General features: G+C 72.2%; 18 protein-coding genes and 1 rRNA gene. 6 read left to right on the top strand and 13 right to left on the bottom strand.

Annotated features, from left to right (window positions below; translation table 11 throughout):
• Positions 1 to 2: 2 nt before the first annotated feature.
• The 3 genes from QUG93_RS06825 to QUG93_RS06815 form a co-directional block, all read right to left on the bottom strand.
• Positions 3 to 308 (bottom strand): hypothetical protein, encoded by a 306-nt coding sequence (locus QUG93_RS06825; RefSeq protein ID WP_289473174.1) that lies wholly within the window; start codon positions 306 to 308, stop codon positions 3 to 5.
• Positions 301 to 1,134, bottom strand: coding sequence for a hypothetical protein (locus QUG93_RS06820; RefSeq protein ID WP_289473173.1), 834 nt, complete (start codon positions 1,132 to 1,134; stop codon positions 301 to 303). The genes QUG93_RS06825 and QUG93_RS06820 overlap by 8 nt, the downstream gene beginning before the upstream one ends.
• A gap of 140 nt (positions 1,135 to 1,274) precedes the next feature.
• On the bottom strand, positions 1,275 to 2,351 hold the full coding sequence (locus QUG93_RS06815) for a hypothetical protein (RefSeq protein ID WP_289473172.1): 1,077 nt from the start codon (positions 2,349 to 2,351) through the stop codon (positions 1,275 to 1,277).
• A 122-nt stretch (positions 2,352 to 2,473) separates the two neighbouring features.
• Between QUG93_RS06815 and QUG93_RS06810 the strand changes: the two genes are divergently transcribed.
• The 5 genes from QUG93_RS06810 (at position 2,474) to QUG93_RS06790 (ending at position 8,694) form a co-directional block, all read left to right on the top strand.
• Positions 2,474 to 4,909, top strand: coding sequence for an ATP-binding cassette domain-containing protein (locus tag QUG93_RS06810; protein ID WP_289473171.1), 2,436 nt, complete (start codon positions 2,474 to 2,476; stop codon positions 4,907 to 4,909).
• 221 nt (positions 4,910 to 5,130) lie between these two features.
• Positions 5,131 to 6,012, top strand: a complete 882-nt coding sequence (locus QUG93_RS06805; protein ID WP_289473170.1) for an ABC transporter ATP-binding protein — start codon at positions 5,131 to 5,133, stop codon at positions 6,010 to 6,012.
• Complete coding sequence (locus QUG93_RS06800; RefSeq protein WP_289473169.1) at positions 6,009 to 6,815, top strand: ABC transporter permease; 807 nt, start codon at positions 6,009 to 6,011, stop codon at positions 6,813 to 6,815. The genes QUG93_RS06805 and QUG93_RS06800 overlap by 4 nt, the downstream gene beginning before the upstream one ends.
• Before the next feature lie 53 nt (positions 6,816 to 6,868).
• Positions 6,869 to 8,074: a sensor histidine kinase gene (locus tag QUG93_RS06795; RefSeq protein ID WP_289473168.1), complete on the top strand. Its 1,206-nt coding sequence runs from the start codon at positions 6,869 to 6,871 to the stop codon at positions 8,072 to 8,074.
• On the top strand, positions 8,071 to 8,694 hold the full coding sequence (locus QUG93_RS06790; RefSeq protein WP_289473167.1) for a response regulator transcription factor: 624 nt from the start codon (positions 8,071 to 8,073) through the stop codon (positions 8,692 to 8,694). The genes QUG93_RS06795 and QUG93_RS06790 overlap by 4 nt, the downstream gene beginning before the upstream one ends.
• A 216-nt stretch (positions 8,695 to 8,910) precedes the next feature.
• On the opposite strand, the gene QUG93_RS06785 is transcribed toward QUG93_RS06790, so the two are convergent.
• The 6 genes from QUG93_RS06785 to QUG93_RS06760 are packed head-to-tail and all read right to left on the bottom strand — an operon-like array spanning position 8,911 to position 16,636.
• A complete protein-coding gene (locus tag QUG93_RS06785) occupies positions 8,911 to 11,112 on the bottom strand; it encodes a glycoside hydrolase family 36 protein (RefSeq protein ID WP_289473166.1) in 2,202 nt (733 codons plus the stop codon).
• Positions 11,109 to 12,002, bottom strand: coding sequence for an ABC transporter ATP-binding protein (locus tag QUG93_RS06780; protein ID WP_289473165.1), 894 nt, complete (start codon positions 12,000 to 12,002; stop codon positions 11,109 to 11,111). The genes QUG93_RS06785 and QUG93_RS06780 overlap by 4 nt, the downstream gene beginning before the upstream one ends.
• On the bottom strand, positions 11,999 to 12,856 hold the full coding sequence (locus QUG93_RS06775; RefSeq protein ID WP_289473164.1) for an ABC transporter ATP-binding protein: 858 nt from the start codon (positions 12,854 to 12,856) through the stop codon (positions 11,999 to 12,001). The genes QUG93_RS06780 and QUG93_RS06775 overlap by 4 nt, the downstream gene beginning before the upstream one ends.
• Positions 12,853 to 13,917 carry an ABC transporter permease gene (locus tag QUG93_RS06770; RefSeq protein WP_289473163.1) on the bottom strand — a complete coding sequence of 355 codons (1,065 nt, stop codon included), beginning with the start codon at positions 13,915 to 13,917 and terminating at the stop codon, positions 12,853 to 12,855. Before QUG93_RS06770 ends, QUG93_RS06775 begins: the two co-directional genes overlap by 4 nt.
• Before the next feature lie 12 nt (positions 13,918 to 13,929).
• Positions 13,930 to 14,919 carry an ABC transporter permease gene (locus QUG93_RS06765; RefSeq protein WP_289473162.1) on the bottom strand — a complete coding sequence of 330 codons (990 nt, stop codon included), beginning with the start codon at positions 14,917 to 14,919 and terminating at the stop codon, positions 13,930 to 13,932.
• A gap of 28 nt (positions 14,920 to 14,947) precedes the next feature.
• The gene (locus QUG93_RS06760; protein WP_289473161.1) at positions 14,948 to 16,636 is read right to left on the bottom strand and encodes an ABC transporter substrate-binding protein; all 1,689 of its coding nucleotides are present in this window, start codon (positions 16,634 to 16,636) and stop codon (positions 14,948 to 14,950) included.
• Positions 16,637 to 16,742: 106 nt separating this feature from the next.
• On the opposite strand from QUG93_RS06760, the gene QUG93_RS06755 reads away from it, so the two are divergent.
• Complete coding sequence (locus QUG93_RS06755) at positions 16,743 to 19,253, top strand: glycoside hydrolase family 2 protein (RefSeq protein ID WP_434533087.1); 2,511 nt, start codon at positions 16,743 to 16,745, stop codon at positions 19,251 to 19,253.
• A 120-nt stretch (positions 19,254 to 19,373) separates the two neighbouring features.
• Here QUG93_RS06755 and QUG93_RS06750 read toward each other — a convergent pair whose 3' ends face one another.
• The 4 genes from QUG93_RS06750 to rrf form a co-directional block, all read right to left on the bottom strand.
• Positions 19,374 to 21,533 (bottom strand): alpha-galactosidase, encoded by a 2,160-nt coding sequence (locus tag QUG93_RS06750; protein WP_289473159.1) that lies wholly within the window; start codon positions 21,531 to 21,533, stop codon positions 19,374 to 19,376.
• Positions 21,530 to 23,545, bottom strand: coding sequence for a beta-galactosidase (locus QUG93_RS06745; RefSeq protein ID WP_289473158.1), 2,016 nt, complete (start codon positions 23,543 to 23,545; stop codon positions 21,530 to 21,532). Before QUG93_RS06745 ends, QUG93_RS06750 begins: the two co-directional genes overlap by 4 nt.
• Positions 23,546 to 23,638: 93 nt before the next feature.
• Positions 23,639 to 24,802, bottom strand: a complete 1,164-nt coding sequence (locus QUG93_RS06740) for an ROK family transcriptional regulator (protein ID WP_289473157.1) — start codon at positions 24,800 to 24,802, stop codon at positions 23,639 to 23,641.
• 115 nt (positions 24,803 to 24,917) lie between these two features.
• Positions 24,918 to 24,982: ribosomal RNA gene (gene rrf, locus QUG93_RS16045) — 5S ribosomal RNA — on the bottom strand; the annotation flags it as partial.

Raw genomic sequence — 24,982 nt, 5'->3', positions numbered from 1 at the left:
GGTCAGTCCCACGTCGCCCTCGCCACGAGCACCGCGATCGGCAGCGACACCGCGAGCACGATGCCGACGACGATCGCCAGCGTCCTCGCCGTGCGGATCCCCTGCTGACCGACCCACACCAGCAGCAGGATCGCCACGATGTACAGCGGCGGCACGAGCAGCAGCGGCACGAAGCCGAGCCCGGTCCACTCGACGAGGGCGCCCGCGAGCACCTCGTACACGGCGCACACTCCCGCCACGGCGAGGGCGACCCACACCCCGACCGGGGCTCGCCGCTGCTGCTTGCCGGACGTGGACGACTCACTCATCGTCGATACCGTCGCCCGGCCCGCCAGCCAGGCAGGTCGTCTCGAGCGACACGTCGCCCGAGACCTTCGTCACCCCGGCGTACGCCTCCGTCAACCAGCCGTCGCCGAGGCCGCGGAGGTCCCAACCGTACGGGTCCGCGTCACGGAGTCCGGCGTCGCGGAACACCTCGCGTACCGGCGCCATCCGGCGCGCGACCTCGGCAGCGGGCAGTTCGTCGGCCTCGCGCTCTGCATCCGAGCGCGGATCGTCCTCGGGCACGGAGGTCACGGACCAGTTCCACGAGTACTCCGTCCCCCGCTGCAGGTTCGACAGCGGGCAGTCGCGTGTGTACACCTGGGCCTTCCCGGCGCGCACGTCCTCGCCGAGTGCGCGCACCGCCCGCCCGCCGATCTCCGCCAGATCCGCCTCGGCTTGCGCCTGCGTCCGGCTCGTCTCGAGCGCCGTGAGTGGCTGTGCTCGCCGGTGCTCCTCCGCCGCCCAGCTCTGCGCCACGCGCGCAGTCGGGTACCCGAGGGTCCCGGCCGCGAGGACCGCGAACACGATGCACCCGACGGGCCCGACCAGGGTCACCGACCGGTCCTGTCGCCGCCGCAGGAGCAGCAGCACCGCTCCAGCGATCGGCACGCCCGCGCACACGAGTGTCACGACGGCACTCCCCGTCGTCTGAGCCGCGAGCGACTGGTGTGAGGCACCGGTGCCGCTGTAGCCGGCGAGCGCGACGAGCAACCACGCGACCCACCCGGCGGGCAGCAGCAGCCCGCTCGCCACGATCCACCCGATGCCGTTGTGCCGCTTCGGCGGCACCCACGCGATGTCGTCGTCCATCGTTCCCCCCGATCCCCGTGTCCCACAGTACCGACCGCCGGGAGGCGCGGCCCCGGTCCGCCACGCCGGTCGCCACCCAGCCGTCCCGGGACGAGACCCGTCCGTCCGTCGGCCTCGAGCGTCACCCGACAGCGGTCAGGTCACCGAGGAGCAGCCAGCCGTCTCCGCACCCACGCGAGTCCACCGAAGATCGCTGCGAGTGTCGTCACCATCGGCCCGATGAAGGAGAGCGCGGCACTCAGGTCCTCGGCGGAGGGCAACTGGTTCCGGTCGGTGAGCAGGAGCTCCAGTGTGCCCAACCCGGCGAAGAAGGCCGCCAGGACGCTGACGAAGAGCAGGAGTGTCCACGCGAGACGGGCCTGCGGGTCGAGTCGCGGGCTCGCTCCTGGAGGAGCGGCTGCGGAGCCGTCTCGGGTCCGCCGTGCTGGACGCTGGATCGCGCGGACGACGTTCTCGACCTGTGCGCTGAGGATGTCCGCCGGTCGTTCGTCCGGTGCTTGGAGCTGCAGGTCGATCTTGGCGAGCCCCTCTGCCCACGGTCTGACGCGACGGTGCCACTCGAGGTCACGACCGGGAGCTGTCAACGGTCGGTCTCTGACCCGCTCGAAGCGCTCGTTCAGCACCTGCTCTATCGTGGCCAACCGGTCGCGCGCCACGGTCCAGGTCAGTGCGCTCCCGGTCGTCTGGATCGCTTGCAGCACCGCGCGCGTGAGGAGCAACTCGAAGGGCGCGCGACGTCGCCACCGTCGACGTTCGGCCATCAGGACGGCGATGCCGCAGATCAGGTCCACAGCCAGGACACTCACGGAGATGAAGACCCACGACGTGCTCGGGAACCGCGGGAGGAAGGCGAGCAGCGTGAAGAGGAGCTGGGCCGCTCCGACCAGGAAGGCGGACAGCGCGAGGAAGCGAGCAGGCAGGAACACTCCTCGGTTCACCCGCCAGAGCTGCTTCGTCCGTGGTTCGAACCGCTCGATGAGGGCGGCGGTCTCGGCACCGACACTGACCGCTTTCCGACGAGGGTCGAACTCGCTCCCACGGACCCTCGCACCGTGCTGCGCAAGTCGCTCGAGCGAGGTCAGCTCGCCATCGCTCGACAACGGCCCGGCCGACGCCCCGAACACCAGAGCCATGCAGAAGAGCCAGAGGACGGTCGCGTCCGAGGCGAGGCAGAGCCACCACCACGACTCCCACGCAGTAGTCACGGCGTCGAGCACGGCGATCCCCCTGTTCCGGCATCGCAGGCTGCAGCGACACCACCGGACCAGCGTAGGACCGGACGACGCGACTCCTCCGACCCGTCGTTCTGCACCCAGCCGCAGCGCCTACGCTCGAACGAATGCCCGCCCCGCACGACCCCATGGACCACACCATCCCGGCCGAAGGCTTCATCCGCGTCCGCGGCGCGCGCGAGCACAACCTGCAGGACGTCTACGCGGACATTCCCCGCGACCGCATCGTCGCCTTCACGGGTGTCTCGGGCTCCGGCAAGTCGAGCCTCGCGTTCGGCACGGTCTTCGCCGAGGCGCAGCGTCGCTTCCTCGAGTCCGTCGCCCCGTACGCCAGACGCCTCATCGCCCAGGGCAGCACCCCGCACGTCGACTCGATCGAGGGTCTGCCCCCGGCCGTCGCCCTGCAGCAGCGTCGCGGTGCCCCGAGCACCCGCTCGACCGTCGGCACCCTGACGACGCTGAGCAACTCGGTCCGCATGCTCTACTCCCGCGCCGGCACCTACCCCGCGGGTGCCGAGCAGCTGTACTCCGACTCGTTCTCCCCGAACACCGCGGTTGGTGCGTGCCCCCGGTGCCACGGTCTCGGCACGGCGCACGAGGTGACGGAGGCCTCGGCGGTGCACGACCCGTCGCTGTCGATCCGCGACGGCGCGATCACCGCATGGCCCGGCGCGTGGCAGGGCAAGAACCTCCGCGACGTGACGGCGGTCCTCGGTTACGACATCGAGCGGCCGTGGCGGGAGCTGCCGCAGGAGGACCGCGACTGGCTCCTCTTCACCGAGGAGCAGCCCGTCGTCGAGGTCCACCCGAAGCGCGACCGGGTGGCGAAGCCGTACAAGGGACGGTTCTGGAGTGCCCGCCAGTACACGCTGCACACGCTCGCCGACTCGCAGAGCGAGACGCAGCGGAACAAGGCGATGCGCTTCGTCGAGTCCGGCCCGTGCCAGCTGTGCCACGGCTCGGGTCTGACCCGGGCGGCCCTCGCGGTGACGTTCGGCGGGCTGTCGATCGCCGACCTCAACGCGCTGCCGCTGTCCGAGGTTGCCGAGGTCCTGCGCCCCGCGGCGTTGCTGACCGACCCGTCGCCCGCGCAGAGCAGGGTCACCTCCGGCGAACGGTCGGAGGTGGCGAAGTCGATCGCCGCGGACCTGCTCGCCCGCGTCGAGGTCCTGACCGGCCTCGGGCTCGGCTACCTCGGGCTCGACCGGGCGACGCCGACGCTCTCCCCCGGCGAGACGCAGCGCCTCCGCATCGCGACCCAGCTCCGGTCGGGGTTGTTCGGCGTCGTGTACGTGCTCGACGAGCCGAGCGCGGGGCTGCACCCGGCGGACGCCGAGTCGCTCGTCCAGGTGCTCGACGACCTCCGCGCGAGCGGCAACAGCGTCTTCGTCGTCGAGCACGACATGGACATCGTCCGGCGGGCGGACTGGATCGTGGACGTCGGTCCGGGTGCCGGTTCCGGCGGCGGACGAGTGCTCTACAGCGGTCCGCCCGAGGGCCTCGCCGACGTGACCGAGAGCGTGACGCGGCGGTACCTCCAGCCCCGGACCTCACCCGTCGAGCACGAAGAGCGCGAACCCGTCGGCACGCTCGAGCTCCGAGACCTGACGCTGCACAACCTGCGCGGTGAGGACGGCAACGGCCTCGACGTCGACCTCCCCCTCGGTGTGATGACCGCCGTCACCGGGGTCTCCGGCTCCGGCAAGTCCTCGCTCGTCGGCGGGGTCCTGCCCGCGGTGGCGACCGCGCACCCGCTCATCAGCCGGGTGGTCGAGGTCGACCAGAAGCCGATCGGCCGCACGCCACGATCGAACCTCGCGACGTACACGGGCATGTTCGACGCCGTCCGCCAGGCCTTCGCCGCCACCGAGGACGCCCGGGAGCGCGGCTGGACCGCCGGGCGCTTCTCGTTCAACGTCGAGGGCGGCCGCTGCGAGGTGTGCCAGGGCGAGGGCTCCGTCTCCGTCGAACTCCTCTTCCTGCCCGGCAGCTGGGCACCCTGCCCCGAGTGCCACGGCGCCCGCTACAACGCCGAGACGCTCGAGGTCCGGCGGGCCGGGGCGACCATCGCCGACGTCCTCGGCATGACCGTCGACGATGCTGCGGAGGCCCTGGCGGACCTCCCCGCCGCCGCCCGCGCGCTGGACGCCCTGCGGAGCGTCGGCCTCGGCTACCTGCGGCTCGGGCAGCCCGCGCCGGAGCTGTCCGGCGGCGAGGCGCAGCGCATCAAGCTCGCCACCGAACTCCAGCGCGCGCGGAGCGGGCACACGCTCTACCTGCTCGACGAGCCGACCACCGGGCTGCACCCGGCCGACGTCGAGCTCCTCACCGCGCAGCTCCAGCGACTCACCGACGCGGGCAACACCGTCGTCGTGGTCGAGCACGTGATGTCGGTCGTCGCCCAGGCCGACCACGTCGTCGACATGGGTCCGGCGGGCGGCGACCAGGGCGGCCGCGTGGTCGCGACCGGAACGCCGGCGGAGGCCGCCGCGTCGCCCGACAGCAGGACCGCGCCGTACCTGCGGGCAGCTCTCGGAACCTGACGGACGGGATGCACCGCGCCAGCCCGCCCCGCGTCTCCCCTCCGCCGTCGCACGCCGTCACACGACGCCCGCTCGGGTCCGGAGCCCACGCGGGTCTGGGGCTCACTGGGGTCTGGTCACGCGGGTCGGTCCCTGTGGGGGGACCGCATCCTCCGATCGGAGGATGCGGCTTCGCCCGCTCCCCCGATCCGCTCCCCGAAGCCTCCCGCGAGGCTGGACGCATGTCCACCACACCCGCCATCGTCGTCGAGCACCTGACGAAGCAGTACCCGGACGGCACGCGCGCCGTCGACGACGTGTCCTTCACCATCGACCCCGGCGAGACCTTCGCGCTCCTCGGACCGAACGGCGCCGGCAAGTCCACCACGGTCGAGATCCTCGAGGGCTTCCGATCCCGCACCGGCGGAGACGTCCGGGTCCTGGGGCACGACCCCGCGCGCACGAGCCGCAGCCACAACGCCCGCATCGGTGTCGTCCTGCAGACCAGCGGGGAATCCCCGAACGTCACCGTCGCCGAGCAGCTGCGGCACTTCCGCCACCTGTACCCGCGCAGTCGCCCGGTCGACGAGCTCCTCGCCGCCACCGGCCTCGAGGCCCAGCGCAACATCCGCATCAGCCGGCTCTCCGGCGGGCAGCGCCGACGGGTCGACGTCGCGCTCGGGATCATCGGCCGACCCGAGGTGCTCTTCCTCGACGAGCCGACCACCGGCTTCGACCCCGAGGCCCGCCGGCAGTTCTGGGAGCTCATCGACGACGTGAAGCGCGGGGGCACGACGATCCTGCTCACGACGCACTACCTCGACGAGGCCGCGCACCTGGCGGACCGGGCGGCGGTCATCGCCGACGGCACCCTGATCGACATCGCCCCCATCGACCAGATCGGCGGGGCCGCAGCACGGACCCCGGTCGTCCGGTGGCGCGACGACGGCGGGGCCGTCCACGAGCGACGGACGTCCGACCCGGCCGCACTCGTCCGGAGCACGACGGACCCGATGCACGACCTCGAGGTGATCCGCCCCGCGCTCGAGGACGTCTACCTGGCGATGATCGCCGAGCACAGCGCGCAGCACACCCAGCAGCACGTCACGGAGGACGCCGCATGAACGCCGCAACACTCGGCCTGCACCGCATCGGCTACGAGGTCCGCTCCTACCTCCGGGCCCCCGACGCCGTCTTCTTCACCTTCCTCTTCCCGGTCATCATGCTGGCGCTGTTCTCGGTCGCGTTCGGCAGCTCACCCGACATCCAGGCCGGGCCCGGCGCCAGCGTCGACTACGCCACCTACTACCTGCCCGGCCTGGTCGCGACCGGGTTCCTGCTGTCCGGCACCCAGGCGCTGGGCGTCGACATCGCCGGCGAGCGCAGCGACGGTACGCTGAAGCGCCTCGGCGGCACCCCGCTCCCCGTCCTGAGCTACTTCACCGGCAAGATCGGCATGGTCCTCGTGACGTCGATCGCGCAGACCGCCCTGCTCCTCGTGGTCGCGAGCACGGTCTTCGGCGTCGACCTGCCGACCGACGGCGGCGCGTGGGCGCGGTTCGCCGGCCTGATGCTGCTCGGCGTCGCGACGGCGTGCGTGCTCGGAATCGCCGTCTCGGCGCTCCCCCGCGAGGGCCGCCGCGCCACGGCCACCATCGTGCCGATCGTGCTCGTCCTGCAGTTCATCTCCGGTGTGTACCTCCCCTTCACGCAGCTCCCGGACTGGCTGCAGACGATCGCCGGGGTCTTCCCGCTCCGCTGGATGGCGTCGGGCATGCGCTCGGTGTTCCTGCCGGACGCGTTCGCGTCCGCCGAGCCGGGAGGCACGTGGCACCTCGGGCTCGGGGCCCTCGTCCTGGCAGCATGGCTGGTCGTCGGCGCGGTCGCCTGCCTCCTCACGTTCCGGTGGAACCGTCGGGACTCCTGACCGTGCCTGTGGAGAACCCCCGCTGGGACCACGGTCGATGGGATGCTGAGGACATGGACGACGTCCCGATCACCGCGAGCCGCAACGCGTGGCTGCACGCGTTCTTCGCGGCGACCGTCGCCCTCACGGCCGTCATCGCCGTCGTGGGCTGGTCCCCGTGGCCGACCCGCTGGCCGGCGTTCCTCGCCCTGGCCGTCCTCACCGTGACGTACGCGGCGTACGGCTGGCGCGGCTACGACGTCCCGCGGGCGGCGAGGGCGTTCCTGCCGATCGCACTCGCCGTCGCGTTCGTGCTCCCCGCCGTCGCCCCGACCACCGCGTTCGTGCAGTGCATCGTCTTCCCGCTCGTCTGGTGCCAGGTCGAACGGGTGCGGAACGCCGTCCTGCTCTCCGGCGTCGTGGGACTCCTCAGCGCGGCGGGCCTGCAGGTGTCCGGCGGCCCCGGGGAGCTGACGGGCACGGTGCTCATCGAGACCGTCAGCGTCGTCGGCTCGTGCGCGATGGGCATCTGGATGACGCGTGTGGCCACCCTCGCCGAGGAACGACGGCGCCTGCTCGACGAGCTCCGCGCCACGCAGGACTCCCTGGCCGAGGCCCACCGCTCCGCCGGGGTCACGAGCGAGCGCGAACGGCTCGCTCGTGAGCTCCACGACACCGTCGCACAGGACCTCGCCGGCATCGTCATGCTCACCGAACGTGCGCGGGGCGACCTCGCCGCCGACCGCGTCGACCGCCTCGGGGACCGCCTCGCCGTGCTCGAGGAATCCGCCCGCACCGCGCTCGAGGACTCGCGGACCCTCGTCGCGGCCGGCGCCGCCGGCGTCGCGAGCGACGGCCTCGGCGCGGCACTCCACCGCCTGGGCGAACGCTTCACCCGCGAGACCGGCATCCCCGTGATCGTCGACGCACCCGACTGCCCGCTCGACCGCGACACGCAGGTGGTGCTGCTCCGCGTCGGTCAGGAGGCCCTGGCGAACGTCCGGGCGCACGCCCGCGCCACCGCGGCGCAGGTCGCACTGCACGTGGACGGTGCACGGGTCGGTCTCCGTGTCGAGGACGACGGCGTCGGCTTCGACGCGTCCGTCCCGACCGCGGGCCACGGTCTGCGCGGCCTGCGCGACCGGCTCGCCCTGGCCGGTGGGACCTGCGCGGTGACGTCCACGCCCGGAACCGGCACCGTCGTCGAGGCGACCGTGCCCACCGGTGCCGAGCCGCGCCTCCCGGGCGGGTCCGCGCCCGTCGCGGCGGTGAGCCGGTGATCCGGGTCGTGGTCGCGGACGACCACCCGATCGTCCGCGCGGGCATCGTCGCGCTGCTGCAGGACGCCGACGACGTGGAGGTGGTCGGGCAGGCGAGCGACGGCGAAGGCGCGGTGGCGACCGTCCTCGCCGAGCGGCCCGACGTCGTGCTCATGGACCTGCGCATGCCGGGCATCGACGGCGACGAGGCGACAACGCGCATCCTGGCGCGCGAGCCCGGCATCCGGGTGCTCATCCTCACCACGTACGAGTCCGACGACCAGATCCTCGCCGCGATCGAGGCGGGGGCGTCCGGCTACCTGCTCAAGGCGGCCCCGAAGTCGGAGATCCTCGCAGGCCTCCGTGCTACTGCCCGCGGGGAGACCGCCCTCGCGCCCTCGGCTGCCGCGGCCCTCGTCCGCCGGGCCGCCGCGAAGGCCCCTGCCGGCCCGACGCTGTCCCCGCGCGAGCTCGAGGTCCTGCAGCTCGTCGCGCAGGGCGGGTCGAACCCCGCGATCGGGCGTGCGCTGTTCCTGAGCGAGACGACCGTCAAGACGCACCTCGGGCACGTGTTCGAGAAGCTCGGCGTGAACGACCGCACCCGAGCGGTCACCCGCGCGATGGAGCTCGGCCTGCTCTGACCACAGGCGCTGCTCCGGCTCGAGCTGCTCCCCCGCGAAGCCGCCGACCAGCGGCTTGCGACCGCTCGTCTGCTGGAAGTCGTGCCGGGCGGGGATGGACCGCACCGGACCGACACCACGGACGCTCGCGCCCGGCCGGATGGGAGGCCCGGTGCCTGCCCGCACCGCGCCTCCCGTCCGTCGACCCGCGCCGGCTGCCATCCGACGCGCGTCCCCTCAACGCTCCGTGTCCGCCCCCTCGGTCCGGACACGGAACACCCTGGCCGTCGGGGTGGTGCCGCCGTCCCCGACGTGCAGCACCCCGACGCTCGGCTCCCACGAGACCTCCCACGAGCCGAGGTCGGTCGGGAAGAGCGGCGTCACCGACACCGGCTGCCCGGTGCGCGCGGGCAGCGGGATCGACACCGACGCGGGCCCGCCCGGCAGCGACCACACCGTCAGGTACAGGTCGCCGCCCGGCACGGCGAGCCCGAGCGAGACCCACGGGTCCTCCCATGCGGGCAGTCCGAGCGGCCAGACCGGCACCGCGGACCCCACGATGCCGAGCACCTCGCGGTGCGCGGCGACCGCGGCGTCGACGACGGCACGCTGCTCGGCGGACATCTCGTTCAGGTGGCCGGACAGGTACATCCGTCCGAGCACCCCGTTGACGAGCGACAGCGCGAACAGGTCCGGCGACATCGACGGCGCCGGGTACGCCCAGTTCCCGGCCTGCTCGGGCAGCATGGCCGCAGGCGCCGCGGCGGCGATCGTCGCCGACAGCACCGGGTCCTGCTGGTCGGACGTGGACTGCAGGTGCAGCCGGGACAGCATCGCCGCGTCCGCGCGCATGGCTCCAGAGGCACAGTTCTCGACGAGCAGCCGCGGGAAGCGCGCCTGCACGCCGTCGAGCCATGCGAGCAGTGCCCGCTGGTGCTCGAGCATGCCCGGGAACGGCCCGGTCATGGTGTTGCAGTCCATCTTGCAGAACGTCACCCCGAGCGTCCCGAACAGTCGGTCGGCGACCGCGTCGAGGTGCTCCCGCGCGGCTGGAGAGCGCAGGTCGAGCAGGTGTCGCCCGTGCTCCGCGACGCGCACGCCGTGGTGCTGCACGAAGGCGTCGTCGGGCAGGGTCGACGCGAGCGGTGAGTGGATCCCGATGACCTCGGGTTCGAGCCACAGCCCGGGCTGCATGCCCCGAGCACGGATGTGGTCGAGCACGAGCTCGAGGCCGCCCGGGAACCGCGAGGCCGCGGGCTCCCACTCGCCGACCGTGTCCCACCAGTGCCCCTCGGCGTACCAGCCGGCGTCGATGCAGAAGACGTCGGCGCCGGTGTCCGCCGCGGCGTCGATCAGCGGCAGCAGCTTCGCCGTGGTCGGGTCGCCCATGAGCGTGTTCATGTAGTCGTTGAAGACGAGCGGCAGGTCCTGGTCCACCGGTCGGAGGACCCGGCGAGCGCGCCGCTGCGCCGTGAGCACACCGAACGCATCGTCAACCGACCGGGCGATGCCGACCGACACCGGCACCGAGGTGACGGGCGCGTCGGGCGTGACGACCGCGGTCCACTGGTGTTCCTGGTCGGTGGGTCCGCTGCACAACAGGTACGCGTGGCGCCGCGTCTCGCCGAGCTCGTACAGCCACGGCCCGTCGTGCTCAACTTGCCAGACGAGCGCGTACCCGGGCGTGCTGAGCACCCCGATCGGCAGTGCCTCGCCGGTGGACCACGATCCGCGGTTCTGCACGACGGCGCGGCTTCGCGGCGGGTGGTGCTGCGCGTCGCGGTCGATGCGGGCGAGGCCGATCTCGCGCAGCGGGTCGGTCCGCCAGCGGCTCTCGGCTGCCCAGTCGTTGTCCGCGTGCAGGAGCGTCATGTCGTCGACATCGGCCCCGGAGTCGACGCTGAAGGCCCCGGTCGTGAACGACGACACCGCGTCGAGGACGTGCCGGCCGGCGGTCGCGGACACCACGGTCCAGGTCTGGAACGCCGCAACCCCGTCCCGCGCGCGGAAGACCGAGACGGTCCGGAGGCCCGTGGTCGCGTCCTCCTGGACGATCCGGAACCACAGGTCGGTCCCGTCCACCGCTGCGGCAGGGTCGCCGTCGCCCGTCACGTCGGTCGGCGAGCCGCCCGGGTGCGGCTCCGTGTCGTGGCAGACGTACCGCAGCCGGGCACCGATCGTGGTGTCCACGTGCCGGTACCCGCCCGGGAAGCGCCCGTGCCCGATGGTCGTCAGCTCGACGAGCGGCTGCGGGTCCGGCGGACCGTCGGCGAGCGGCTGTGGGTCTGGCTCGCCGTCGGCGAGGGGGTCCCCCGTCCGGACGAACGACACGAGCGCCACCGGGCTGTCCGGCGCAGTCCGGAAGCGCGCGGCGAACGAGGACGTCGCCCAGTCGACCGATGCCGGACGTTCCGGGCCACCGACCACCTCGTCGGTCACCGCGCCCCCACCGGAGCGGCGGGCGCGTCCACCCAGGCGCCGAGGCCGTGGTCGTAGCACGTGGTGTTGTCGATCGCCGACCGGTCGACGACCGGCCCCGCGGTGACGCGTCGGTCGACCCGCTCCGGATCCGGCGCCGCGTCGGCGAGCAGCCGCGTGTAGTCGTGGTGCGGGTCGAGGATGACGGCGTCCGACGGCCCACGCTCCACCACGCGGCCGCGGTAGAGCACGAGGATCTCGTCGGAGAAGTGCCGCGCGGTCGCCAGGTCGTGCGTGATGTAGAGCACGGCGAGGTGGTCCTCGCGCTGCAACCGGCCCATCAGGTTGAGCACGCTGAGCCGGATCGACACGTCGAGCATCGACACCGGCTCGTCGGCCACGAGCACCTGCGCGCCGGGTGCCAGCGCGCGGGCGATCGCGACGCGCTGCCGCTGCCCGCCGGACAGCTCGTGCGGACGGCGCTCGGCGAAGTCCTCGTCGAGGTTCACCCGGTCGAGCAGTTCGCGGACGCGCTCCCGGGTCTCCTCGGCCCCGCGGGTCCGGTGGTGCAGCTGCAGCGGCCGCGCGATGTGGTGCTCGATCGAGTGGAACGGGTTGAGCGACGCGAACGGGTCCTGGAACACCATCTGCACGTGCCGGCGGTACATGCTGCCGACGACGGGCGTGCCGTCCTCGAGCCGGACGTCGATCGAGCCGCTCGTCACGGACTCGAGCTTGGCGAGCATCCGCGCGATCGTGGACTTGCCCGAGCCGGACTCCCCCACGAGTGCGACGGTCCGACCGGGCAGCAGTTCGAAGGACACGTCGTCGACGGCCCGGAGCGTGTTCCGGCGCAGGCCCTTGCGGACGTGGAAGTCCTTGGTCAGGTTGGTGACGGTGACGCTGGTCACGATGCGACCTCCTCGAAGCCGGTGCCCGTGCGGATGAAGTCGCCGCGGGCGCCGGACAGGCTCGGGAACGAGCGCAGCAGGCGCTGCGTGTAGGGGTGCTGCGGCTCGTGCTGGATGCGCGCGGCGGTGTCGCACTCCACGACCTCCCCGCGGAGCATGATCGCGATCCGGTCGCTGATCTCGAGCAGCAGGGGCAGGTCGTGCGTGATGAACACGACCGCGAAACCGAGCTCGTCCCGCAGCCGGACGATCTCGCGCAGGATCTCCCGCTGCACGACCACGTCGAGCGCGGTGGTCGGCTCGTCCATGATCATCACCTGCGGCTCGAGCAGCATCGCCATCGCGATCATGACGCGCTGCCGCATGCCGCCGGACAGCTCGTGCGGGTAGGCGGTGATGCGTGCCGGGTCGACGCCGACGCGACGCAGGGCGTCCTCGGCGATCGCCCGCCGCTCCTTCTTCGGCATGCCCTTCCGGTGCTCGACGAGCGCGTCGTCGAGCTGCGCCCGGATCGTGGTGACCGGGTTGAGTGCGTTCATCGCCCCCTGGAACACCATGGACAGCTTCGACCAGCGGACCGCGCGGAGTCGTTCGTCGCTCAGTCCGAGCAGGTCGACGTCGCTGCCGTCCCGGTCGTGGAAGGTGATGCTGCCGGACGCGACCTTCGCCGGCGGCTTGTGCAGCCGGGTGATGGCGTAGGCGAGCGTCGTCTTGCCGCAGCCGGACTCCCCCGCGAGCCCGAGGATCTCCCCCGGTGCGAGCGTGAGCGAGACGTCCTTGACGGCGTGCACCGGGCGCTCGGTCTCGTAGACGACGTCGAGGTGGTCGATGGTGAGGACGGCGTCCCGGGTCATCGGGTGACCCCCTTCCGGTCGGTGGCGGTCTGCGTGGAGTGAGCCGCGCCTCCAGGGCCGGACGAGCGGCGAGCCGTGCGCCGCGCCTGCCGCTCACGTCGTCGCTGGGCGCGCACGTTCGCGAGTCGCGGGTTGATGACCTCGTCGATCGAGAAGTTGACGAGGGACAGGCCCATGCCGAGCAGCGCGATGAGCAGCCCCGGCGGCACGAACCACCACCAGGCGCCCTGCGCGAGCGCGAAGCCGTTCTGCGCGTAGAAGAGCATCGTGCCGAGCGTCGACGAGTTCGACGCCCCGAGGCCCAGGAAGGACAGGCCGGCCTCGCCGAGGATCGCGGCGATCACCGCGAACACGAACTGCGAGGCGAGCACCGGCAGCAGGTTCGGCAGGATCTCCACCGCGATGACCCGCCACGGTCGCTCGCCGGCGACCCGGGCGGCGGACACGTAGTCCCGGTTGCGGATCGACATCGTCTGCGCGCGGAGCACCCGAGCGGACCCGGCCCACGACGTGATCGCCAGGACGATCGCGATCGTCCAGAGCCCGCGTGCCTCCTGCGGGACGAGGCCCGAGATGACGATGACGAGCGGCAGGCCGGGGATCACGAGGAAGACGTTCGAGAACAGCGAGAACGCCTCGTCCATGACGCCGCCGAGGTACGCGCCGAGGATGCCGAAGAAGGCCGACAGCACCGTCGCGAGCACCCCGACGATGAGCCCGATCTGCAGGCTGCCACGGGTCGCGAACGCCAGCTGCGCGAGGACGTCCTGGCCGGTCTGGGTGGTGCCGAGCAGGTTCTCCCCGCTCGGCGCCTGCATCCCGGAGTCGCGGATCGCGTTCGGGTCGCCGACCAGGAACGGGCCGAGCAGCCCGAACGCGGTGACGCCGAGGATGAGCACGATGCCGGTGACGAGCCACGGGGTCATGGTCGGCAGGAACCGGCGCAGACCACCGGTCCGGCGAGCGGAGCGGGCCGTCGCGATGCTGTGGGTGGAGGCGCCGTCGGTCTCCCCGGCGAGCGCGCCGACGGTGGGTTCGGTGTCCTCTTGGATGTTGGTCACGGTCGTGTCCTCCTAGCTCCGGGCCCGGGTGCGCGGGTCGATGAGCCCGTACAGCAGGTCGACGACGAGGTTCGCGCCGAGCACGGCGAGGGTGATGAACAGGAAGATGCCCTGCATGAGCGCGTAGTCGTTGTTCGTGACGGCGGACAGGAGCTTCGACCCGATGCCCGGGTACGAGAACACCTGCTCGGTGACGACCGACCCGGAGACGATGAACCCGAGCGAGATCGCGAACCCGGCCACGGACGGCAGCACGGCGTTGCGGGCGGCGTAGTTGCGGAGCACCTTGCCCGGCGGCAGGCCCTTCGCGAGCGCCGTGGTGATGTAGTCCTCGGACAGCGTCGACACCATCATGTTGCGCATGCCGAGCAGCCATCCGCCGAGCGAGGCGAGCACGATCGTCGCCGCCGGCAGCACGCCGTACTCGAGCGCCGACATGAGGAACGGGCCGTTGAACCCGGGGTCGAGGACGACGTCGTAGCCGCCCTGGGCCGGGAACAGGTGGAGTCCGGTGGCGAAGCAGTACACCAGGATGAGCGCGAGCCAGAAGTACGGCACCGCGGCCAGCAGCGTGGTGGCCGGCACGAACGAGTCGAGCCAGGTGCCGGGCTTCCACCCGACGAAGGCGCCGAGGGCGACGCCGATCACGGCGGCCAGGACCGTGGCGATCCCGACCAGGGCGATGGTCCAGGGCAGCGAGCTTCCGATGACCTCGGTGACGGGTGCCGGGAAGTAGCTCACCGACACCCCGAGGTCACCGCGGAACACGTTGCCGAGGTACTGCCCGTACTGCGCGATGAGCGGCTGCGAGGAGTCGCCACCGAGGAGCAGCTGGTACGCCTCCCTGGTCTCCGGGGTCACCTGCCCGCCGCGCTGCTGGAGCTTGGCGAGCAGGATGTCCACCGGGTTCCCGGGCAGGAGCCTGGGGATGATGAAGTTCAGCGTCAGCGCCGCCCAGAGAGCGACGACGTAGAAGCCGATCTTGCGCAGGAAGTACTGCATACGAGTGCTCCTCGGTCGCGGTTCGCCGTCAGCCCTTGACGGGCTTCAGGGCCTTGAACACCTCGGCGTTGTCCGGGCTGGCCCAGATCGCCGGGAACGCGTACAGGTCGTCCTGGGTCGGCCAGCCGGTGAACTTGGCGGTGTGCACCTCGCTCGTCGTGCCGCCGGTGAGGATCGGGATGTACGGCATGTCCTCGACGAGGTGCTGCTGGATCGCGTCGAGTTCGGGCTGGGTGGCCGCCGTGTCCTCGGGGTTGATCGCCTTGAGCTTCGCGAGCGCTGCGTCGACGTCGGGGTTGCTGTAGCGGGACAGGTTCGTCGCGGCGGCCTCACCGACCTTCGCGGTGTTCGACGTGGCGAGGTTGTTGTTGTACAGGTAGTACGGGTTCGCGGTCGGGCCCTGGCCGAGCGAGTCGATCGCGAGCTGGAACTGGCCCTTGGTCTTCTTGTCGGTCCACTCGTTCCACGACGACTGCTGCGCCTTGAGCTCGATGCCGGCGGCCTTGAGCTGCTGGGTCATCGTGTCGATGGCGGTGATGTAGTCGGTCCAGCCGGTGACGACCTCGACGGTCAGCGACAGCTTCTGCCCGTCCTTGGCGTAGATGCCGTCGGAGCCCTTCTTCCACCCGGCGCCCTCGAGCGTCGAGGCGGCCGCGTCGGTGTCGGCGTCGTCCGGCATCACGGCCGGCGACACGTCCTTCGAGATCATGTCCTTCTGCGTGGTGGTCAGCGCGAAGGTCGGGGAGATGTCGCTCGCGGTGTTCGAGAACGCCAGCGAGTTGAGCTGCTTGCGGTTGATCGCGTCGGCGACGGCGTGGCGGACGGCGGGGTCGGTCTGCGGTCCGGAGCACCCGAGGTCGGTGTTCGCGCAGGTGATGAGGGCCATCTGGTTCTGCCCGATGGTGATCCCGTCGTAGCCCGGGTAGTTGCCCTTGATGTCGTCCATGTTCGGGACGGGGCCGGTCTGCCAGTCGATCGAGCCCTGCTTGAGCGCGTCGGCGCCGGCGGTGTTGCCGGAGAGCGACAGGTAGCGGACCGTCTTCACGGCCGGCGCGCCACCCCAGTAGTCCTTGTTCGCCGTGAGGGTGAACGCCTGGGCCTTGAAGTTGCCGAGCGTGTACGGGCCGGTGCCGACGGGCTCGCGCATCACGTCGGTGGCGGGGTCGACGTCCTTCCACAGGTGCTCGGGCACGATCCAGGTCTTGCCGAGCAGGTTCGGGCCGAGCACGAACGACGGCTCGTCGAACGAGACGACGACCTTCGCGTCGCCCTCCGCCTTCGCGGTGCCGGTGTACCCGATGGAGTTGAGCGACTTGTTCTCCTTGAGCATGTCGAGGGTGAACACGACGTCCTTCGACGTGAAGGGCTTGCCGTCGCTCCACTGCACGTCGTCACGGAGCTCGATGGTGAGCTGCGTGCCGTCGGCGTTCCACTCGTAGCTCGTGCCGAGGAGCGGCTTCGGGTCCGCCGTGTTGACGTTCGTGACGAAGAACAGGCCCTCGTAGATGGTCCCGATGCCACCGATGTTCGACGGCGACCACGGGTTGAAGTTGATCTGGTAGTCGCCGGACTGTCCGGTGTAGGCGACGAGGGTGCTCGCGGAGTCGGACGACGCCGCGGTCCCGCTCGAGCTGCAGCCGGTCAGGGCGAGCCCGGCGGTGGTGACGATGGCCGCGGCTGCGATGGCGAGCCGCCGTGAACGGTTGAGTACTGACATCGTTGTCCTCTCGGTCTGCTCCGTCGCAGTCCAGTTCGTTGACGGCGATTGTTACACGGCTAAACTAACCCGGTCAAGCATTCGCACGACGATCTGAGGAGGCGCGATGGAGCGCACGACACTGGACGGCCCCTGGACCCTCGAGGCGGTGACCGGACCGGCGGAGTCCGAGCCGTTCCGAACCCCAATCGAGGCGGTGGTGCCGGGATGCGTGCACACCGACCTCCTGCGCGCGGGGCGGATCCCGGACCCGTTCGACGGTGACGGCGAGGCGGCGACGCAGTGGATCGGCGACACGGTGTGGCGCTACCGCCGGACCTTCACCTGGGACGACGCCCGCACCGAGGCGCGCCACGACCTCGTGGCCGAGGGGCTCGACACCCTCGCCACCATCGAGCTGAACGGCATCGTCATCGCGACGACCGCGAACCAGCACCGCTCGTACCGCTTCCCCGTCGGGCACCTCCTCCGACCGGGGGAGAACGAACTCGTGGTCACCTTCGACGCGCCGGTGCCCGCCGCCGTCCGACTGTCGGAACAGCACGGCGGGGAGCTCCCCCACGTGAACCACCACCCGTACAACGCGCTCCGCAAGAACGCGTCGAACTTCGGCTGGGACTGGGGCGTCGACGTCGCGACGAGCGGTGTCTGGCGCTCGATCGGCATCGAGTCGTGGAGCGGTGTCCGCATCGCCGCGGTCCGTCCCCTCGTCGACGTCGACGGCACCACCGGCGTGCTCAACGCCCACGTCGACGTCGAGCACGCCGGTACCAGCGGCGAGTACCGCCAGCACATCGGCTCGGCTCCCGTGGTCGAGGGCACCACCGGCACCGGCCTGGAGGCGCGCACCACCGTCTCCGGTCACGGCACGTCCGTGACGGGGTCGCGTCCCGTCACCGGTGGTCGCGCGGCCGGGTCCGCCGCGGTCCGCCTCGAGCTGCCCGACGTCGCGGTCTGGTGGCCGCGCGGCCACGGCGAGCAGCCGCTGTACGACGTCCGCGTCGAGGTCGGCGACGACGTCTGGACCGGGCGCGTCGGCTTCCGGACGGTCACGCTCGACACCGCTGCCGACGCCGGCGGTGCGCCGTTCCTGCTCCGGGTGAACGACGAGCCCGTGATCGTCCGCGGGGCGAACTGGATCCCGGACCACGCGTACCTGACCGAGATGACGCCCGAGCGCTACGCCGAGCGGATCGACGACGCGATCGAGGCGAACGTCAACCTGCTCCGGGTCTGGGGCGGCGGGATCTACGAGTCCGACGACCTGTACGACCGCTGCGACGAGCTCGGCGTGCTCGTGTGGCAGGACTTCCTCTTCGCCTGCGCCGCCTACGCCGAGGAGCCCTGGCTCGCGGACGAGGTCGAGCCCGAGGTCCGCGAGGCGGTCACCCGGCTCAGCCCGCACCCGTCGCTCGTCGTCTGGAACGGCAACAACGAGAACCTCGTCGCCTACGCCGAGTGGGGCTGGCGACCGTCGCTCGTCGGGCGCACGTGGGGCAACGGCTACTACCGCTCCCTGCTGCCCGCGGTCGTCGCCGAACTCGACCCGACCAGGCCGTACACGCCCGGGTCCCCGTTCTCGTTCGACGAGTACCTGCACCCGAACGACGACCGCAACGGCACCGTGCACATCTGGGACGTCTGGAACACGAAGGACTACACCGCGTACGCCGACTGGCGCCCCCGGTTCGTCGCCGAGTTCGGGTACCAGGGGCCGCCGGCCTGGTCGACACTCACCGCCGTGGTGCACGACGAGCCCCTCGACCCCGACGGCCACGAGATGCTCGTCCACCAGAAGGCGCACGAGGGCAACCGGAAGCTCGCCGACGGCATGCGCGGACACCTGCCCGAGCCGCGCAGCATCGAGGACTGGCACTGGGCGGCGCAGCTCAACCAGGCGCACGCGATCCGGTTCGGCATGGACTGGTTCCGGTCCCGCACGCCGGACAACACCGGGATGGTCGTCTGGCAGCTGAACGACGACTGGCCCGTGGTCTCGTGGGCGCTCGTCGACCACGCCGGGCACCGCAAGCCGGTCTGGTACGCGGTCCGGCAGGCCTACCGTCCGGTCCTCGCCACCGTCCAGCCGTCGGAGGACGGTACCGGCACCGAGGTCGTCGTCGTGAACGCCGGCGCCGGTGTGGTCACGGACGACCTCGTCGTCGAGCGGCGGTCGTTCGACGGCACGGTCCTCGCGTCGACGAGCACGTCCGTGACGGTCGCCCCGGTGGACGCGGTCCGGGTGCCGCTGCCGGTCGAGGTCGCCCGGTCGGAGGACCCCGCCGGCGAGGTCCTCGTCGTCACCGGCACGTCCTCCGGTCGGCGGGTGCACGACCTCGCCGAGGTGGTGGACCAGCGACTCGCACGCCGACCGTTCACGACCGAGGTGGAGGCGACCGACGACGGCGCCCGGGTCACGGTGACGGCGAGCGGGTACGTCCGCGACCTGTCGCTCTTCCCGGACCGGCTCGTGTCGACCGCCCGGGTCGACGACGGCCTGGTGTCCCTGCTGCCCGGCGAGCACGTCACCGTCACGGTCACCCGCGCACCCGGCATCGACGCCGAGGGGCTCACCGGCCCGCTCGTCCTGCGGCACGCCGGCGACCTGCTCCCCTGAGGGGCGGCCGCAGACGGCCGCATCGTCCCGAGGCTCGCGCACGCGGACACCTTCGCGGTCCTGGACCGCGAAGGTGTCCGCATGGCCGAGCCTCGGCAGCCCCCGGAGGGGAACCGCGGCTCAGACCGCCTGTGCCTCGAGCACGAGGGCGGTGCCGGGCGCGAGCGACGGCAGCCGGACCCCGAGGTCCTCGAGCACCGCTCCGGGCAGCTCGACGCTCCCCCGCTCGAGCCACGGCGTCCGGGTGACGTCGACGCCCTTCGGCACCCGTAGTCCGGTCACCGGGGCCACCCGGTAGCGCCGACGGCGGTCGAGCCCGCGGAAGCGCAGTGGCACCGCGAGCGCCCGCGGCCCGGTCTCGCTCCGCACGACCCGCGCGAGGGCTCGGTCCTGGTCGGTGCCGACGACCACCGTCGTCGCGAGGCCCGGGTCACCGAGGTCGACGTGGTGCACCCGCCCGGAGTGCAGCAGCCCGCGCTCCCGCTTGTACAGCGCCGTCCACTCCCGCAGCCGGTCGCGCTCGGCGGGTGTGCAGCGGGTGACGTCGGTCTCGATGCCGGCGCTGCCGAACAGCGACACCGCCATCCGGAAGTCCAGGTCGAGGTGCCGGCCGGTGGTGTGGGCGACCTCGGGACCGACGTGCGAGCCGATGAGCTCCGGCGGCAGCAGCAGCTCCGTCCACCGCTGGATCGCCAGGCGTTCCATCGCGTCGTTCGAGTCGGAGGCCCACACCCGGTCGGTCCGCTCGAGCACGCCGAGGTCGACCCGGGCGCCGCCGGAGGCACAGGCCTCGATCTCCAACCACGGGTGCCGTCGGCGCAGTTCGTCCATCACCGCGTACACCCCACGGGTGTGGGCACCGAGGCCGACCCGTCCGGCGTGCACTGTCTGCACGACATCGCGGTTCTGGTCCCACTTCACGAAGTCGACGTGGCGCTCCTCGATCACGGCGGACATCCGCTCGAGCACGTGCGCGCGGACCTCGGCGCGCGCGAAGTCGAGCGTGTACTCGTGCCGCCAGGTCCGCGCCTGGTCGGGGTCCTGCAGGAACCAGTCCGGGTGCGCCTCGGCGAGGGCCGAGACCGGGCTGACGCACTCCGGCTCGAACCAGAGCCCGAAGTCCATCCCGAGGGCCCGGACCCCGTCGACCAGCGGGCCGAGCCCGTCCGGCCAGACCTCGGCGTCGACCGTCCAGTCGCCGAGCGACGTCGTGTCCGAGCGGCGACCGGTGAACCACCCGTCGTCGAGCACGAACCGCTCGACGCCGACGTCCGCCGCAGCCCGGGCCAGTTCGAGCAGCGGCTCCAGCTCCTGCCGGAAGTACACCGCCTCCCACGTGTTGAGGACCACCGGCCGGGGCGTCACGGGGTGCCCGGGCCGCGCGCGCAACGAGTCGTGCAGCCGAGCCGACAGCCCGTCGAGTCCGGTGTCGCTCCACACGAAGACCGTCTCGGGTGCCGTGAACACCTCCGCCGGTCGGAGGACCACCTCGCCCGCCCGCAGCAGTTCGCCCGCGCCGAGCAGGGTCCGGGCCTCCGCCAACCGGTCGATGCGGTGCACGGTGTCCGCGCTCCAGGCCGGGTGTACCGCCCACAGCTCGCCGAGCGCGTCGTCGAAGCCGGCCGTGCCGAGGATCGTCAGGGTCGGGGCGTCGTGGCCCGTGCGACCGCGGCGGCTCTCGCGCACGTGCACGCCGTCGGTCAGGGCCCGCCGCTGCGGGGTCCGCTCGCGCGTCCACTTGCCGGCGAGGTCGAGCACCTCCGCAGCACGCTCCCCCACCGGCAGCACGGCCTCGAGCGCGGCCAGCTCGACGTCCTCGGCACCGGTGTTGGTGACCGTCGGTCGCACCCGGAGCACGCCGGCGGCGTCGAGGGCGAGGACGAGCGACAGCGTCAGCTCGTCCGACACCGCGTCGACGACGAGTGCGCCCTCGGCCTCGGCCTCGGACACCGTGACGTCCCGCCACACCGGCACGAGCGGTCGTCCGCCGACCTGCCCGGCGATCCCGGGCCGCCCCTCCCACCCGTCGTGCTCGGTGGGCAGCAGCGTCAGCGGCCACGCGGCGTCGTAGGCGCTCGGCGAGACCGCACGGTCCTGCGCGAGCACGAGGTCCTCCGCGTCCGACGCCGACACCGCGCCGGTGTCCCGCCCCCAGTGCAGCACCTCGGGCAGCCCGTCCGGCCGCGTCGCGAGCACCAGTCCGACGCCGCCGCCACGCAGCACGAGCACGGTCCGCTCCGGCAGCCCGGTGGGCGCGACGTCGCGCTCCACGACGGTCATGCCGTCGCCGCCTCGAGCAGCACGCGGACGCCACCGGCGGACACGACGGTCTCCGGGCCCTGCCCGGAGCCGTCGAGCAGGTCCGTGCCGGACGCGACGACCGTCACGTCGTCATCGCGGTGGTTGAGCAGGAACAGGACACCGGAACCGTCGTCGCGGACGCGACGCACCGCCTCCAGGCCGGGAGGCGCGGTGACCGTCCGCGGGACCGCCCGCTCCTCGACGACCCGGTCCACGATCCGCTGCACGCCGTCCTGGTCGAGCATCGCGGAGACGTACCAGGCGCCGCCGCCGGCGGCGCGGCGGGTGACCGCCGGGCGACCGGCGAGCGGGCCGTCGACGTGCCGGAGCACGACGTCGGCGTCCTCGACCACGAGGTCCTCCGCCCAGTCGGTGACCACCGTGCCGTCGTCGAGCCGCGCGTGCTGGTCACGCTGCAGCGGGACGAACTCCTCCGCCCAGACACCGAGCACCTCGCGGAAGGCACCCGGGTAGCCACCGGTCAGCACCCGCGCGGTCTCGTCGACGATGCCCGAGGCGTAGGTGACGAGCAGGGTCGCGCCGCGGTCGACCACGGCGCTGATGCGCGCTGCCGAGGCCGCGTCGACGACGAACAACGTCGGCAGGACGACCACGTCGTACCCGGTCAGGTCGGCGTCGAGCGGGACCACGTCCGTGGTGACCTGCCGACGCCAGAACGCGGTGTGCCACGCCCGGACCTCGTGCCCGTACCGCAGTCCTCGGTGCGGCTTGAGCCCGGCCTGCAGTGCCCAGCCCGACGCCTCGTCCACGACGATCGCGACCCGGGCGGCTTCGACGGGTGCGCCCTGCACCGGGGCGAGCGCCTCGAGCGCACGGCCGAGGGTGCAGACCTCGCGCCAGACCCGGGTGCGGGTGCCGGCGTGCGGGACCATCGCGGAGTGGAACTGCTCGGCTCCCGCGGTCGAGGCGCGCCACTGGAAGAACAGCGCCCCGTCCGACCCGCGTGCGACGTGCGCGAGGGAGTTGCGGATCAGCTCGCCGGGCTCCTTCGCGCGGTTGCGCTGCTGCCAGCTCGGGCCGCCGGTCGAGTGCTCCATGAGCAGCCACGGCGTGCGACCCCGGGCGATGCCGCGCATCCGGTCGGCCGACACCGCGAGGTCCTCGGCCCGGTCCGGGTCGTCCACCAGCGTGTAGTGGTCGTTCGCCGGGATCGCGACGTGCTGCGCCCACTCGGCGTAGTCGACGACCTGCGAGCCGGCACCGACCATGAAGTTCGTGGTGACCGGGACGTCCGAGTGCCGCTCGATGACCGTGCGCTCGGCGGTGAAGTGCGCGAGCAGGGCGTCCGAGGAGTACCGCTCGAAGTCGAGTGCGAGCCCCGGGTTCGGCGCACCGCCCACCCCGCGCGGCGGCGAGACCTCGTCGAACGACGTGTACGTGTGCCCCCAGAAGGCCGTGCCCCACGCCGCGTTCGCCGCGTCGACGTCGGTGTACCGCTCGCGGACCCAGCGCCGGAAGTCCGCTGCCGACACCTCGCAGAAGCAGCGGCCGTTGCCGCCGCCGAGCTCGTTGCTGACGTGCCACAGCCGCACGGCGGGGTGCTTGCCGTACCGCTCGGCGATCGCGTCGACGATGCGCAGGGCGTGCTCGCGGAACACCGGGGACGCCGGGCACCAGCCGAGGCGACCGCCGGGGCGCTCGCGCCGTTCGGTGGCGTCCACCGGCAGCACCTCGGGGTGCGCCGTGAGCAGCCAGTTCGGCGGGGCAGCCGTCGGCGTGGCCAGGTCGACCGCGATGCCGTTGGCGTGCAGCAGGTCCAGCACCTCGTCCAGCCACGCCCAGGTGTACTCCCCCGGCGATCGCTCGAGCAACGCCCACGAGAACACCCCGACGGTGACCAGGTTCACCCCGGCTTCGCGCATGAGGCGGACGTCCTCGTCCCACACCTCGCGCGGCCACTGCTCGGGACTGTAGTCACCTCCGAAGGACAGCCCCTCGGTGGGCCAGGGCACGGAACGGGCAGCGGTCACGACATCTCCTTCGACGGTGGACACGACCAGCATCCCGTTCGCCGGCGGCCTTTGTCAACTCGTGTAACTAAGCACTCGCGCGGGCCGTGCCGATCAGTACCGGAGGGACCGTCGGATGGCCAGCACCGCGGCCGCACGCGCCCACTCGGAGAACTCGAACGGCTGCACGACGACCGTCACCGCCGCCTCGTACGGGCGCAGGCCCCGCCGGAACGCGGCGTCCACCTCGGCCCGCGCGATGTCGTACACCGGGAGCCCGTCACCCGTCAGGACGATCGACTCCGGGTCGACGAGGGTCACGACCGACGAGAGCAGCACACCCAGGGCCGTGCCGGCATCCCGGAAGGCCTGCAGCGCCCGCGGGTCCCCGTTCCGCGCACGCTCGACCACCTCGTCGTAGGCGTCGTCCCCCGCTCCGGCGTTCTGCGCGATGATCGAACTCGGCAGGTAGCTCGAGACGCACCCGTGGTGCCCCACGCCGCAGTCGGGGCCACCGCCGTACACCGGGAGGTGCCCGACGCGACCGAAGCGCCCGTGGGAGCCCTCCGAGACCTCGCCGTTCGTGACGAGGCCGAAGCCGACGCCCGTCCCCACCGTCACCAGCGCCATCGATCGCACTCCGGCGCCGGCACCGATCCAGTGTTCCTTCGCGGTCAGGGCGTCCACGTCGTTCGCGGTGTGCGTCGCGAGCCCAGTCCGTTCCTCGAGCAGCCCGGAGAGCGGCACGTCCCGCCAGCCGAGGAACTGCGACACCTCGACCACCGTGACACCGTCGCGCGTGACGACGTCACCGGGGACGGACACGCCGAGTGCACAGATCGCCGGCGATGCCCGACGCAGACCCTGGACGACCTCGGCCACCTGTCCGACCAGCGCCTCGGGGTCGGTGTCGCGCAGCGCCTCCTCGTGCAGTGCGACGACCCGTCCGCCGAGGTCCGTCACGGCAGCGTAGAGGCGCTCCGGCGTGAGCTTGATCCCGAGGAACTCCCACGCACCAGTGCTGGCTCGCAGGAGCTCGGAGGGCCGACCGGTCGCACCGCGGACACCCGTGCCGACCTCGGTGACGAACCCGTGCTCCTGCAGCGTCCGGACAGCACGCGTCAGGCTCGCGCGCGACAATCCCAGCGCCCGAGCGATCTCAGCGCGGGACAGCACCCCGTGCACGAGGATCTCGCGCAGTGCGGCACGAGTGGCATCGGTCAGCACGGGCCAGACCGCTCCCGGCTCCGGGAGCGCGACCTCGAGGTGATCGGTCATCGCTCTCCTTCGTCGTCGGCCGATCATACTGCCGCGGTCCCGTTCAGAACGCCCGCGAACGCAGAAAACCCCTGACCAGTGTTGGTCAGGGGTTTCCTGGTGGTGCAATGTTTGAGTCCGGCGGCGTCCTACTCTCCCACAAGGTCCCCCTTGCAGTACCATCGGCGCTGAGAGGCTTAG

Origin of the sequence: Curtobacterium caseinilyticum (genome assembly GCF_030363035.1) — a bacterium.
GTDB lineage: Bacteria > Actinomycetota > Actinomycetes > Actinomycetales > Microbacteriaceae > Curtobacterium > Curtobacterium caseinilyticum.
This window is presented reverse-complemented; position numbering and strand designations above follow the sequence as displayed.